This window comes from Microbulbifer sp. SH-1, from assembly GCF_011326135.1.
Taxonomy (GTDB): Bacteria; Pseudomonadota; Gammaproteobacteria; order Pseudomonadales; family Cellvibrionaceae; genus Microbulbifer; species Microbulbifer harenosus.
Map to the genome: position 1 here is coordinate 116,574 of NZ_CP046948.1, position 13,932 is coordinate 130,505.

The 13,932-nt window shown below is 59.3% G+C and carries 14 protein-coding genes; 10 read left to right on the top strand and 4 right to left on the bottom strand.

Going from position 1 to position 13,932, the window contains the following annotated elements; genetic code table 11:
* Positions 1–143: 143 nt before the first annotated feature.
* The 10 genes from ispG (at position 144) to GNX18_RS00615 (ending at position 12,312) form a co-directional block, all read left to right on the top strand.
* Positions 144–1,265 (top strand): flavodoxin-dependent (E)-4-hydroxy-3-methylbut-2-enyl-diphosphate synthase, encoded by a 1,122-nt coding sequence (gene ispG, locus GNX18_RS00570; protein WP_138235857.1) that lies wholly within the window; start codon positions 144–146, stop codon positions 1,263–1,265.
* 270 nt (positions 1,266–1,535) lie between these two features.
* On the top strand, positions 1,536–2,798 hold the full coding sequence (hisS, locus tag GNX18_RS00575; RefSeq protein WP_166214768.1) for a histidine--tRNA ligase: 1,263 nt from the start codon (positions 1,536–1,538) through the stop codon (positions 2,796–2,798).
* A gap of 47 nt (positions 2,799–2,845) precedes the next feature.
* Positions 2,846–3,607: a tetratricopeptide repeat protein gene (locus GNX18_RS00580; protein ID WP_166214770.1), complete on the top strand. Its 762-nt coding sequence runs from the start codon at positions 2,846–2,848 to the stop codon at positions 3,605–3,607.
* Positions 3,604–4,764 (top strand): outer membrane protein assembly factor BamB, encoded by a 1,161-nt coding sequence (gene bamB, locus GNX18_RS00585; protein WP_166214772.1) that lies wholly within the window; start codon positions 3,604–3,606, stop codon positions 4,762–4,764. Before GNX18_RS00580 ends, bamB begins: the two co-directional genes overlap by 4 nt.
* A 171-nt stretch (positions 4,765–4,935) precedes the next feature.
* Positions 4,936–6,330, top strand: coding sequence for a ribosome biogenesis GTPase Der (der, locus tag GNX18_RS00590; protein WP_166214774.1), 1,395 nt, complete (start codon positions 4,936–4,938; stop codon positions 6,328–6,330).
* Between the two features lie 206 nt (positions 6,331–6,536).
* Positions 6,537–7,994, top strand: a complete 1,458-nt coding sequence (locus GNX18_RS00595; protein ID WP_166214776.1) for an NAD-dependent succinate-semialdehyde dehydrogenase — start codon at positions 6,537–6,539, stop codon at positions 7,992–7,994.
* A gap of 349 nt (positions 7,995–8,343) precedes the next feature.
* The gene (gene tsaA / locus GNX18_RS00600; protein WP_166214778.1) at positions 8,344–9,051 is read left to right on the top strand and encodes a tRNA (N6-threonylcarbamoyladenosine(37)-N6)-methyltransferase TrmO; all 708 of its coding nucleotides are present in this window, start codon (positions 8,344–8,346) and stop codon (positions 9,049–9,051) included.
* Positions 9,048–9,545, top strand: a complete 498-nt coding sequence (locus GNX18_RS00605; RefSeq protein ID WP_166214780.1) for a protein disulfide oxidoreductase — start codon at positions 9,048–9,050, stop codon at positions 9,543–9,545. Before tsaA ends, GNX18_RS00605 begins: the two co-directional genes overlap by 4 nt.
* Before the next feature lie 358 nt (positions 9,546–9,903).
* The gene (locus GNX18_RS00610; RefSeq protein ID WP_166214782.1) at positions 9,904–11,190 is read left to right on the top strand and encodes a hypothetical protein; all 1,287 of its coding nucleotides are present in this window, start codon (positions 9,904–9,906) and stop codon (positions 11,188–11,190) included.
* Positions 11,191–11,214: 24 nt separating this feature from the next.
* Positions 11,215–12,312: a hypothetical protein gene (locus tag GNX18_RS00615; protein ID WP_166214784.1), complete on the top strand. Its 1,098-nt coding sequence runs from the start codon at positions 11,215–11,217 to the stop codon at positions 12,310–12,312.
* 37 nt (positions 12,313–12,349) lie between these two features.
* Here GNX18_RS00615 and yacG read toward each other — a convergent pair whose 3' ends face one another.
* The 4 genes from yacG to GNX18_RS19490 all read right to left on the bottom strand — a co-directional run bounded on the left by yacG (position 12,350) and on the right by GNX18_RS19490 (position 13,874).
* Positions 12,350–12,571, bottom strand: a complete 222-nt coding sequence (gene yacG, locus GNX18_RS00620; protein ID WP_166214786.1) for a DNA gyrase inhibitor YacG — start codon at positions 12,569–12,571, stop codon at positions 12,350–12,352.
* A gap of 14 nt (positions 12,572–12,585) precedes the next feature.
* Complete coding sequence (coaE, locus tag GNX18_RS00625) at positions 12,586–13,209, bottom strand: dephospho-CoA kinase (RefSeq protein ID WP_166220233.1); 624 nt, start codon at positions 13,207–13,209, stop codon at positions 12,586–12,588.
* A 186-nt stretch (positions 13,210–13,395) separates the two neighbouring features.
* Positions 13,396–13,689, bottom strand: coding sequence for a HigA family addiction module antitoxin (locus GNX18_RS00630; protein ID WP_166214788.1), 294 nt, complete (start codon positions 13,687–13,689; stop codon positions 13,396–13,398).
* A complete protein-coding gene (locus GNX18_RS19490; RefSeq protein WP_256367352.1) occupies positions 13,689–13,874 on the bottom strand; it encodes a type II toxin-antitoxin system RelE/ParE family toxin in 186 nt (61 codons plus the stop codon). Before GNX18_RS19490 ends, GNX18_RS00630 begins: the two co-directional genes overlap by 1 nt.
* Positions 13,875–13,932 lie beyond the last annotated feature (58 nt).

A 13,932-nucleotide genomic window follows, 5' to 3' on the forward strand; every position in this document is an offset into this window, starting at 1 on the left:
TCGCCTGCAAGCAGGCTCCTACAGGGCGATACAGGTCGGTAGATTTCAAGTCGTGGCCTGTAGGTTTGCGCCCAATCTCTCTATAATCCTCCCCGTTTTTCACCATTGCTCCCACCCGCTCAATAGCCAACGCAGGTTCTGTTATGCAGTTCGAGTCACCCATAGTTCGCCGCGTGTCACGCCAGATCATGGTGGGCAATGTGCCGGTCGGCGGCGGTGCGCCCATTTCCGTGCAGAGCATGACCAATACCGAAACCTGCGATGTGGCCGCCACCGTGGAGCAGATCCAGCGGCTGGAGAAGGCCGGTGCGGATATCGTGCGGGTTTCCGTGCCTTCCATGGAGGCCGCGGAGGCTTTCGGCGAGATCAAAAAGCAGGTGAATGTGCCGCTGGTGGCGGATATCCACTTCGACTACCGCATTGCGCTGCGTGTGGCGGATCTCGGCGTAGACTGCCTGCGCATCAACCCCGGCAATATCGGCCGCGAGCACCGCATCCGCGCGGTGGTGGACAAGGCGCGGGACCTGAATATTCCGATCCGCATCGGCGTTAACGCCGGTTCCCTGGAAAAGGATCTGCAGAAGAAATACGGCGAGCCCACCCCGGATGCGCTGGTGGAATCCGCCCTGCGTCATGTGGACATCCTCGACAGCCTGGATTTCCAGAACTTCAAAGTGAGCGTGAAGGCGTCCGACATCTTCATGGCCACCGCCGCCTACCGCAAGCTGGCGGCCCAGATCGATCAGCCCCTGCACCTCGGCATCACCGAAGCCGGTGGCCTGCGTGCGGGCACGGTGAAGTCCGCCATCGGCCTCGGCGCGCTGCTGCTGGACGGCATCGGCGATACCCTGCGGGTGTCCCTGGCGGCGGACCCGGTGGAAGAGGTGAAAGTGGGCTGGGATCTGCTGAAGAGCTTGCGCCTGCGCACCAAGGGCATCAATTTTATCGCCTGCCCCAGCTGCTCGCGCCAGAACTTCGACGTGGTGAAAACCATGAACGAGCTGGAGACCCGCCTGGAAGACATCACCACGCCGCTGGATGTGGCGGTGATCGGCTGTATCGTCAACGGCCCGGGAGAAGCAAAAGAGGCGGACATCGGCCTCGCCGGCGGTACCCCGAGCCACGCGATTTACGTCGACGGCCAGCCGGACCGCAAATTCAAGAACGACAACCTGGTGGATGACCTGGAAAAACTGATCCGCGAAAAGGCCGCGGCCAAGGCAGCACAGGAAGCGAGCATCATCGCCCGGGAAACCACTGAGTAATTTAGATATCCCGGCCTTGCGCCGTGATCCAGCGTCGGAACTGGATACCGGTCTGCGCCGGTATGACGATAAGGCAGAATTTTAAGATACACCGTCATCCCGGACCTGATCCGGGATCCAGCCTCGGAACTGGATACCGGCCTGCGCCGGTATGACGATAAGGCAGAATTTTAAGATACACCGTCATCCCGGACTTGATCCGGGATCCAGCCTCGGAACTGGATACCGGTCTGCGCCGGTATGACGCTTGCAAAATGTTAAGGACTTCCGTTGAAAGAACTTCGCGCCATCCGCGGCATGAACGACCTGCAGCCCACCCAGTCGCCGGTGTGGCAGTACGTGGAAAGTACCCTAAGCGAGCTGTTCGCCCGCTACGGCTACAGTGAGATCCGCACCCCGATCCTGGAAGCGACCCAGCTGTTCGCCCGCGCCGTGGGTGAGGGTACCGACATCGTCGAGAAGGAGATGTACACCTTCGACGACAAGGGCGGCGACAGCGTCACCCTGCGCCCGGAAGGTACCGCCGGCACTGTGCGTGCGGCAATTCAGAACGGCCTGCTGAACCAGCCCCAGCGCCTGTGGTATTTCGGTCCCATGTTCCGCTACGAGCGCCCGCAGAAGGGCCGTCTGCGCCAGTTCCACCAGTTCGGGGTGGAAGTGTTCGGTATCGAGGGCCCGGATATCGACGCCGAGATCCTGATGATGACCGCGCGTCTGTGGAAACAGCTGGGTGTGTCCGAGCATGTCACCCTGCAACTCAACTCCCTGGGCAACAGCGAGAGCCGCGCTGCGTTCCGCGACGCGCTGGTGGAATACCTGTCGGCACGCAAGGACCAGCTGGACGAAGACAGCCAGCGCCGCCTCGACAAGAACCCGCTGCGAATTCTCGACAGCAAGAACCCGGACACCCAGGCACTGTTGGAAGACGCACCCTGCCTGCTGGACTACCTCGACGACGAGTCCCGCACGCACTTTGACCAGCTGCGCACCTTCCTCGACGCCGCCGGTGTGGCCTACGAAGTGAACCCCCGTCTGGTGCGCGGTCTCGATTACTACGGCAAAACCGTATTCGAGTGGGTGACCGACAGCCTCGGCGCCCAGGGCACTGTGTGTGCCGGTGGCCGCTACGACGGTCTCGTCGAGCAGATGGGCGGCAAATCCACTCCGGCCGTGGGCTTCGGTCTCGGCGTTGAGCGGCTGGTGCTGTTGCTGGAAACCCTGGAAGTGCTCCCGGATACCCTGGACCAGCAGATAGACGCCTATCTGGTGGCCGTAGGTGATGTACAATCCGCAGCCCTGGCGGCGGCGGAGACGCTGCGCACCGAACTGCCGTGGCTGCGCCTGCAGACGCACTGCGGCGGCGGCAGCTTCAAGAGCCAGATGAAAAAGGCCGACAAGAGCAATGCGGAATACGCATTGATTATCGGCGAAGACGAAGCGGCGGCGGGGCAGGTGACGGTCAAATCCCTGCGTGCAGATGCCGAGCAGCAAACCGTGGCGCTGGCCGACCTGCCGAAAATTCTGCAGGCCTGAGTCAAAGTTTCTCCCTGATCAAGACGTTAAAAAATAAGGCAATAACAATGGCTGACCATTTGACCGAAGAAGAACAGATTGAATCGCTCAAACGTTGGTGGAAAGAAAACGGCACTGGCATCGTCACCGGTGTGGTGCTGGCACTGGCGGCCTACTTTGGTTGGCAGTGGTGGCAGGGCAAACAGCGCGCGGAAGCGGAAGCAGCCTCCAACGTCTATCAGGGCTTTGTCGAGGCGGTGAGCGCCAATGAAGGCCAGCCGGACAACAAACAGCTGACCACCGCCCAATCGCTGGCGCGCGAGCTGAAAGACAACTTCGCCAACCGCATTTACGCGAGCCAGGCGGCACTGCAACTGGCAGCACTGGCGGTGGAGAAAAACGACCTTGAAGAAGCGACCAAGCAACTGCAGTGGGCTCTGGATAACACCAGCGAAGACGCGCTGAAGTTCGTTGCCAAACGCCGCCTGGCAGCGGTGAAGGCCGCCCGCGGTGAAACCGGCGAGGCGCTGAAACTGCTGGAAGGTGATGTGCCCGCTGCCTTCGCTGCACTGTTTGCGGAAACCCGCGGTGACATCCTGGTTCAGCAGGGCGATAACGACGCCGCCCGCACCGCCTACCAGCAGGCCCGCGCGCAACTGCTGCCGGAGCAGGCCGCCGGTTCCCGCCTGCTCGACCTGAAAATCGAGAGTCTGGGTGGCGCAGAAGAGCAGACCGATGAAACTCAGGAAGAGCCGCCGGTGTCAGAGTCTGACTCAGACTCTCAGTCAGACAATGCAACCGAAGCAGCAACGGAGAAGGATGCACAATGATCGGCACACACAAGGCACTCAACCGGATAATTGCTGTGGCCCTGGCCGCGGTGCTCGGAGCCTGTGCTTCCAACGAAGAAAAGGAAGACACAGATCCCGTAGAACTGACGGAAATTCAGGAGAGCGTCCGGCTGCGTGAAGTGTGGTCGAACAATATCGGCGATATCGACGCGCTGCGCTATGCGATGCTGAAACCCGGCATCATCGACGGCAAGGTGATCGCCGCCAACAGCGAAGGCGATGTCTACGCCTTCGACCGCACCAGCGGCAAACGCGTATGGCGCACAAACATTGAGCAGTCCATCAGTGGCGGTGTCGGTGTCGGCCTCGGCATGGCCGTGGTGGCGGATTACCGCGGTCGCGTGGTGGCACTGGATTTGAACGACGGCAGCCAGCGCTGGTCCACCCAGTTGAGCGGCGAAGTGGTTTCCACCCCCGCAGTGGGTGCCGGCATGGTGGTGGTGCAGACCGTCGACGGCAAGCTGTTGGGACTGGATGCGAGCACCGGCGAGCAGCGCTGGCGCCACAATACCGTGTTGCCGGTGCTGACCCTGCGCGGCACGGCCAGCCCGGTAATTTCCGCCGGTGTGGTCTTTGCCGGCCTGGATAACGGCAAGTTGATTGCGCTCAGCGCCAGCGACGGTATCAGTCGCTGGGAGCAGCGCGTGGCCATACCCCAGGGTTCCGCGGAACTTGAGCGGGTAGTGGATATTGACGGCGCCCCGCTGGTGCGCGGTGAACTGGTGTTTGCCGCCAGCTATCAGGGCCGCGTGGTGGCACTGTCCCGCGAAGACGGCCGCGGCCTGTGGGCGCGCGATGCCTCAACCAACCACAGTGTGACCGTAGGTGCTGGCCAGGTATTCCTGAGCGGCGCCGACGGCAGCGTGCACGCCTACAATGTGGGTAATGGGCAGATCCAGTGGAGCAACAACGAACTGTTGCGTCGCGAGTTGAGTGGCCCGGCCTATTTTGGTGATGTGGTGGTAGTTGGCGACCTGGAGGGTTATCTCCACGCACTGGATCCGAATACCGGCCGCTTTGTGGGCCGCACCCGGATCGACCGCGACCCGGTGCGCATTCCGCTGCTGGCGGATGGTGACCTGCTATTCGCGCTGTCGGACGACGGCGAACTGGTCGCGCTGCGCCTGGAGCGCTGATCTGGATTAGTACATGGGCTTCTGTAGGAGCCTGCTTGCAGGCGAACGGTTCAACGCTCTGTTCTGTTCGCCTGCAAGCAGGCTCCTACAAAAGCGAACCAAGACCGCCCGCGTTCTCGCGGGCGTTCGTATTTCTGGCAAAACCATTTTTGCTTTACGTAGACCCGAATTATGTTGCCTGTAATCGCCCTGGTCGGGCGCCCCAATGTGGGCAAATCCACCCTGTTCAACCGCCTTACCAAAACCCGCGACGCGCTGGTTGCGAACTATGCGGGCCTCACCCGCGACCGCAAATACGGCGAAGCGGAATTTGAAGGCCGCAAAATGATTCTCGTCGATACCGGTGGTATCAGCGGCGGGGAAGAGGGCATCGACGCCGCCATGGCCCAGCAATCCATGCAGGCCATCGAAGAGGCGGACTTTGTCCTGTTCATGGTGGACTGCCGCGCCGGCCTCACCCCTGCGGATGAAATGATCGCCGAGCGCCTGCGCGTGCGGTCCAAGCCCACCATCCTCGTCGCCAACAAGGTGGACGGGGTAAACCCGGATATCGCATTGTCGCCGTTCTATGAACTCGGCATCGGCGAACTCTTCCCCACCACCGCCACCCACGGCCGCGGCGTGCGTGCGCTGATGGAGCGCCTGATCGAGGGCCTGCCGGCACCGGAGGAAGAGGAGGAGAAGGAAGAAGCCAAGGGCATCAAGATCGGTATCGTCGGCCGTCCCAATGTGGGCAAGTCCACCCTGGTGAACCGCCTGCTGGGTGAAGACCGCGTGGTGGTCTTCGATCAGCCCGGCACCACCCGCGACAGCGTGTACATCAACTACACCCGCGACGACAAGCCCTACACCATCATCGATACCGCCGGTATTCGCCGCCGCAAGAACGTCAAGGAATCGGTGGAGAAATTCTCCATCGTCAAAACCCTGCAGGCGGTGGAAGACTCCAACGTGGTGGTGCTGGTGATCGATGCCAGCGAAGGCCTTGTCGACCAGGATCTGCACCTGATGGGCAGCGTGATCCAGGCCGGCCGCGCGCTGGTGGTGGCGCTGAACAAATGGGACGGTCTCGACCCGGACCACCGCGACTTCATCAAGACCGAATTGGAGCGCCGCCTGCGCTTTGTGGACTTTGCGGATATCCACTTTATCTCCGCTCTGCACGGCACCGGTGTCGGCAACCTGTACCAGTCCATCGAGGCCGCCTACCAGTCTGCCACCGATAAACTTTCCACCAACCATCTCACGCGGATTCTGCAATGGGCGGTAAGTGAGCACCAACCGCCGCTGGTGAACGGCAACCGCATCAAACTGCGCTATGCCCACGCCGGCGGCAAGAACCCGCCGATTATCGTGATCCATGGCAACCAGACCGACGAAGTGCCGGGCCACTATGTGCGCTACCTGGAAAAGACCTTCCGCCAGGCGCTGGGATTACACGGGACCCCGGTGAAGATCGAATTCCGCACCGGCAAAAACCCCTACGAGGGCAAAAAGAACAAACTCAGCGACCGTCAGAAAGCCAAGAAGCGCCGCCTGATGAAGTTCGTGAAAAAGAAAAAATAAGTACAGGGATTCACACGGGGCGGCGCAATACCCGTGAAGTAAAGGCGTTGAATTACGCACAGGACTAAACTTGCCAGGAAAATATCCTGTAGGAGCCTGCCTGCAGGCGAACCCCCACCGGATGCGGAGCTGGAGCTCCGCACTCCCGTCGAGCCCAATGTAGGAGCCTGCCTTGCAGGCGAACACCCACAGAAAATGGAGTTCCCGTGCTGAATCTCAATAATCCCAACCTCCTGCGCAAACAGTCCTACATCAATGGCGAGTGGCGCGATGCCGACAGCGGCAATACCCTCGACGTCATCAACCCCGCCACTGGCGAAATCGTCGCTACCATTGCCAGCTGCGGCGCCGATGACACCCGCCGCGCCATCGAAGCCGCCGACAAAGCCTGGCCCGCCTGGCGCAATCGCACGGTAAAGGAACGCGCAAAAATCCTGAGGGACTGGTACAACCTCATCGTCGACAATGTCGACGACCTGGCAAAAATCCTCACCGCCGAGCAGGGCAAGCCCCTCTCCGAAGCCAGAACCGAAATCATCTACGGCGCCAACTATCTCGAATGGTTTGCCGAAGAGGCCAAGCGTGCCTACGGCGATGTGATCGCGCCGCCATCGAAAGACAAGCGCATTGTGGTCATCAAGCAGCCGGTGGGCGTCACCGCCTCTATCACACCGTGGAATTTCCCCAGTGCCATGATCGCGCGCAAGCTTGCCCCGGCACTCGCCGCCGGTTGCACGTTCGTCGCCAAACCCGCCTCCGAAACCCCTCTCTCCGCCCTCGCCCTCGCGGTACTGGCGGAGCAGGCCGGCGTTCCCAAAGGCGTGTTCAACGTGGTGGTGGGCAAAAGCTCGCGGGAAATCGGCAAGGAAATGACCAGCAACCCGCTGGTGCGCAAATTCACCTTCACCGGCTCCACTGCCGTGGGCAAGCAGCTGCAGGCCCAGTGTGCGGAAACCATGAAAAAAACGTCGATGGAGCTCGGCGGCAACGCGCCATTTATCGTGTTTGACGATGCGGATATCGACGAAGCCGTCAAAGGCGCGATCATCTGCAAATACCGCAACGCCGGCCAGACCTGCGTCTGCGCCAACCGCATTTTGGTGCAGGCGGGCGTGTACGAAGTATTCGCCAAAAAATTCACTGCCGCGGTACAAGCGTTGAACGTCGGCAATGGCTTTGACGAGGGCACCGACGTCGGCCCCATGATCAACCCCGGCGCGGTAAAAGACGTAAAAGAACTGGTGGAAGACGCCCTGAGCAAAGGTGCGAAAGCCCTGAGCGAAGGCGGCCCCAGCGACCTGGGTGAGTGCTTCTTTACCCCCACGGTGTTGGCAGATGCCAACGACACCATGCGCCTGTTCAAGGAAGAAATTTTTGGCCCGGTGGCGCCGCTGTTCAAATTCGACAGCGAGGAAGAGGCCATCCGCATGGCCAACGACACCGAATTCGGCCTCGCCTCCTATTTTTATGCCCGCGACATCGGCCGTATCTGGCGCGTGGCGGAAGGGCTGGAGTACGGCATGGTGGGCATCAATGAAGGCATCATCTCCAACGAAATGGCCCCCTTCGGTGGTATCAAGGAATCCGGCAGCGGCCGCGAGGGTTCCAAATACGGTATCGACGATTACCTGGAAATCAAATACCTCTGTATGGGCGGAATCTGATCCACTTCGTCATGCCAGAACGGCTCATACCTTCGTCATGCCAGAGCGGCTCATACCTTCGTCATGCCAGAGCGGCTCATACCTTCGTCATGCCAGAGCGGCTCATATCTTCGTCATGCCGGCGCAGGCCGGCATCCAGTAAACTGGCACGCTGCCATCCGTAACCCCGCAACTGGATCCCGGGTCAAGCCCGGGATGACGGACCCGAATACATGACCATAATCCCCATCGCCACCACCAAGCAATCTCGTCATGCCGGCGCAGGCCGGCATCCAGTAAACTGGCACGCTGCCATCCGTAACCCCGCAACTGGACCCCGGGTCAAGCCCGGGATGACGGACCCGAATACATGACCATAATCCCCATCGCCACCACCCATTCATGTTTCAAGGAAAAATTCGGCATCCCCCGCCAGCCCCTGCTGGCGGACGCCAGCCGCGCATCCATTGAATTGCTGCCACCATTCGACGATCCCGAAGCGGTTTCCGGCCTTGAGCAACACAGCCACCTCTGGCTCACCTGGCACTTCCATGACGTCGCCGGCCAGTGGTCTCCCAAAGTGCGTCCGCCGCGCCTCGGCGGCAACAAAAAGCTCGGTGTCTTCGCCACCCGCTCGCCATTTCGCCCTAACAATATCGGCCTGTCCGTAGTGCGTCTGATCGAAGTGCGCACGACACCCAACGTAGAACTGATCGTCGCCGGTGCAGACCTGCTTGACGGCACACCGATTCTCGATATCAAACCCTATATTCCCTACGCCGATGCCGTGACCGATGCCCACAGCGAACTCGCCGAAGCCGCACCGGCATCCATTGCGGTCAATATCCCCGAAGCAGTACTGGCAGTGGCGCGGGACTACCGGGATGACTGGGGCACCGATCTGTCGGAATTGATCAGACAGGTACTGGCCCAGGATCCCAAACCCGCCTACCAGCAGCCGGACCCGGAACGGATTTACGGCATGGCACTGTGCGGTTTCAACCTGCAGTGGCGCTACGTAAACGGGGGGATTGAAGTGCTCGGTTTGAATACGCTGAACCCGGAGACTCAACCGTGAAATGGCGTCGCGGACTTTGGTCGCTGGTCAAATTCGTGCTGTTCGCGGCGGCCATCGTCAGCGTCGTATCCTGGTACCACAGCCGCAATATGCCCAAGGGCACGGCTCCGGCCCTGGTTGCACCGGATATCAACGGCCTGCCAATAAATTTACAGGCGATGACCAGCAAGGGCCCGGTGCTGGTGTATTTCTGGGCCACCTGGTGTGGCTACTGCCGGGTAGTGTCACCGGCGGTTTCCGAGCTGGCCGAGGATCACCAGGTCATCACCATCGCCCTGCAATCCGGCACCCCGGAAGAAGTGGCCACTTACCAGCAACAACACAATCTCAATTTTCGCACCATCAACGATCCACAGGGTGCACTCAGTGCAAGCTGGGGCCTGCAGGTAACACCCACCGTCGCCATCATCGACCGCGAGGGCAGGGTAAGCGCCGTAACCTCCGGCATGTCATCCAAGTGGGGCCTCAAAGCCCGTTTGTGGCTCGCGGACTAAAGCCATAAAACCCTCGTCATACCCGCGAACAAGTCATGCCGGACTCGATCCGGTACGGTATCCAGTCGCTCCGCTCTCCGTCATACCGGCGCACACGTCATGCCGGACTTGATCCGGTACGGTATCCAGCCCCCTCCGCTCTCCGTCATACCGGCGAAGGCCGGTATCCAGCCCCCTCCGGACCTGCTCGCTTTGTATTCATCAGATCAAACTGAGGAGCGTCTTCATCAATCAACCTGGAACCACCGTACCCCAACTATTTTTGCCAGCGTTTTAACGCATTTGTTAATCTTCGGCGAACGCCGGAAATACCGGCTCCAAATCAGTGGAACAACCCCGTTCGCAGAAGGAATTTGCCATGGGACAACTACCAGCCGCCCAAACATCCAACACCCTCCAGGCCTGGGGCAAACGCGACTCCGGCCGAGCTATCTTCGCCAACGGCAGCCAGCGCCAGATACTCGACAACTTCCGCCAGCTCAGCACCCAGCAGAGCAGTGCTGGCTACCATGCCCAGGCCCTGATCAAAGCCGTCGACAGCCTCCGCGGCGCCGCCAGCCCCGTCAACAGCATGCTCAAACCCAATCACCCCACTCGCCGTTTGCTGGTAGCCGGAGGATTTGAGATTGAGTATGAGCTGAACAGTTACTACGGGGATTGCCAGACGGATGTGGAGATTGTGGCGATTCGGATGGTGGTGGGTGACGCTAAAGGCAGGAACCGAACTGCCTTATGGCAAATAGCGCCAAATGAACAAGGACCGTTCACTTTCCCGACCAAACCCAGCCCGCAACTGAAACCAACCGCTACCCAGTCGGGAAGCGCCTCTGCACCGATCAAGGTGGGCATCAATGGTCACATCGGTGAGGCAGAAAAATCTGTAGCAATATTGGCGGAACACATTGGTAGAGGTGACAAAGCCAAACTTACTGCCTTGCGCAAATCCGGCTTTCAGTTTCTTTACATACCGCCAGAGAGCAATGCCTGGATCTCCGGCTGGCGTACGTTAAAGTCGCTCGGTAATCAGGGCTCGGAGCAGCAACAGAAGGCCGCACGCATTCTCGCCCAGCACATGCTCGAAGCTCATCAGCAGGGTTTGCATGTGGAATGGACCAGCCAGGGCGAGGGAGCCTGGGTACTGATCGAGGCTATGGAGCTCTTAGGGCCGCGGCAGATTGACCTACAGCAGCGGCAGAAGATCTTCCTCAGCGACCACACCCGCAATCGTTTCACAGCCGATCGTGCGCGCCGGAAACTGAATATGGACACTCAGGATGATAAATGGCACAACGCGGCACCGGGTTTGAAGCAGACCATTGGCGGCGAACAGTTGGGTTTGGCTCCACTGCTCAGCGTGGGCAGTGATCTGCTCTATCACACCCCCCGGGAGGAGCGCTTGGGCAAGAGTGTAAGCCTAGCGTGGCAGACCGGTGACTACCTGATTAAGAAGTGGGGGATGACTGGCATGGCAGCTGGACTGGCTGCTTCAACCGGCGGTTCAGCAGCTCTGGCCGCTGCGGTGGTTAAAGCGTTGCACAAACTGACACCAACGGTCGTGGCCTCACTGCCTGGTGCATGCAATCATTACTTTAAGAGTACCGGGGATCAGCTACAGCAGTTGATCAATAAATCCAACAAGCCTTAATCCATAGGGTTACAGGAAAGCATTATGTGGCTTGGCAATGAGCAAAACCCCAAAGGGCCTAGCTGGCGCAGGGCGCGCTCGGTGAGAAAAAATGTATCCGGAACACAGATACGTCTGCAGGCGCCGCCGGTACGCCCAAACAAATCAACTCTGCGCGCTTGGTATCTCGAAACCGAGCCTGATCATTTCGACCTGGCCTCGACGGATACTCTGGAGCCAATTGACTATCAAAGCGTAAAGCCTGCAGGCAGTGAACGGGCGGACCGCAGAGTTACTATCTGGAGTAGTGGCTGGAGCTTCAGCGGACGCCCGCTTCTGGATGGAGGTTCGTTAGGAGAACTACGCGTAAATTTGGTTGTGGAGGAGGTGGGTGACCTTCCAGTCAACTGCAGCCTTTTTCGTCGTGAAGATCTGCTGCGTTACGCGCGAGGGTATTTCAGTGAGGGTTGGTTGGGCAGTTACCACGAAGGTTACGGTGAAGAGCAGGACACTTTTGACATTACCGAATATCACTGGCCATGTTTCCTCGCACCGCTGAACGCTCAGTGGCTTGAGCGCAATGATCAATACTGGCTCTATTTCGAAGCTCAGCCTTTGAGGATAGGCCCAGATGAATTTTACTGGTTGTACCCCATCGGCCATCGTCGTTGCTTGCGAGTTTCGTTTGCTGTGTCACGTTGGTTATCCAATGCGGGCAACCCATATCGTAAGCAGCGCTCTCCACTTACCAATTACCTCCGCTTGATGGAAAACATCATGTCCACCATTGTGGTGGAGCTATCCGAGTCCGCAGCGCGGGAAAAGGCCTCCATTCACAATTCGGGGGATCACTTCCCACTGTTTCACTGCTCGGAAGCGCAGGTCAATGACGCTAAGCATACGTTGTATATGTGGAGTGGCGCAGAGTACCGCGACAAATCCCAACCCAAAGAAGGTGGCGACCACCGCGCCCCCAAGGAAGACGTAGCTGCCTTTATCGACGAGCGGATCAAGCCCAGGCCACTGCCGGGCTGCCTGGCGATTGGTCCCGCGTTTATTGAAAATGACAACTTCGGAGAGCTAGGTTCGGAAGCCGCTGTTGAAATTGCCACTCCTCTCGCGCGGGCAGGAAACCAGCACTGATTGTCGAACTGGAGCCCAGGGCTCCTGATGTCAGATGTCAGTGCCGAGTTTTGGTCGGGTCCAAATCGTCACTCAGCACATCGTCGTACACCGGTTGCCCCGGAATCTTGTGGCCCTCACTGGCCCATTCCCCAAGATCAATCAGCTTGCAGCGTTCACTGCAGAATGGGCGGTGTGGAAACTTCTCGCTCCACTCGATGGGCTTCTTGCAGGTCGGGCAGGCGAGTGTCGGGGTATCGGAAGAAGAGTGGTCAGACATGGGAATTACAACAATCAGGATTGGGAAGCCAGCTGCACGTACTTCGCGTGAAGTGCATCCACCTGGGCATTCAGGGACTCGAGCGAGCCGCTATTATCCAGAATATCGTCCGCCATTGCACACCGTGCCTCCCGTGAAAGTTGCGCCGCCATGATCTTGCGGATCTGCTCCAGGGTATTGGCATCCCGTGCACTGGCCCGCGCCAGCTGCATCGCCTCTGGCAGGTCCACCACGCAGATACGCTGCACCAGCTCCGACTGGCCGGATTCGATCAGCAGCGGGGATTCCAGGATTGCATAGGGTGCAGAGTGCGTTTGCGCACTGGCCGCCAGAGACGTGACGATTTCCTCGCGGATCAGCGGGTGCGTCAGCTGCTCCAGCCAACGCCGCTCGGCGGGGTTGTCAAACACCAGCTTGCGCAGCGCCGCCCGGTCGAGCGAGCCATCCGCCTGAATCACGGAAGGGCCGAAGTGTTCTGCAATAGCGACGAGAGCCGGCCGCCCGGGCTCAACCACCACTCGTGCCGCCCAATCCGCATCTACCACATTCACCCCGTGGTGCCGAAAGCGCGCCGCTGCCGCAGACTTGCCACTGCCAATGCCGCCAGTGAGGCCAACGGTAAACCTGGGCGTACTAATCTTCTGTCACCTGCTTTTTAAGGGGCTGAGAGGGGATGGTTTGTAAGTAATCGCGCCTTGACGCTATCCCAATCCGAGCCAGGATTGTTGTCTACTTCGTATGCGGCCAGCCGTGCCTCCAGATCTGTTCTCAGGGACGATACCAGTTCCGTTTCCCTCTGTTCCGGCACTGCACTGTCCTGAGTTTTATGCCGCATCGAGCTCAAGCCTTTGAACTTTGTTCAACTGAACATGCTTTCTTGCTTGCCATAAGTCATAGGCATCCTGCATCGCCAACCAGCTTTCCGGGCTGCGTCCGAGGGCCTTGGAGAGCCGTAGCGCCATTTCTGGGCTTACACCACTTTGGCCTTTTAGCACCCGATTCAGCGTTGAGGCCGCCACATCAAGCTTTACGGCTAAAAAGCGACAGCTGATGCCGAAGGGCTCCATATAGGTAAATTGGATGAATTCGCCGGGGTGGGGAGGGTTGTGCATGGTCATCAGTGATAATCCTCATAGTTCAGGATATAGACATTGCCATCACGAAACTCAAAGGTCAGTCGCCAATTACCATTTACGGTGATTGACCAAATACCTTTTCTTTGTCCTTTTAATGGATGTAGCCGATAGCCGGGAATGTTCAAATCGTCAATGCTTACAGCGGTATCCAGCGCCACCAGTTGCATCCGAAGTTTTGGGGCGCGCTAGGCTTGAATACCAGATTTCACGCCACTCCGATAAAAG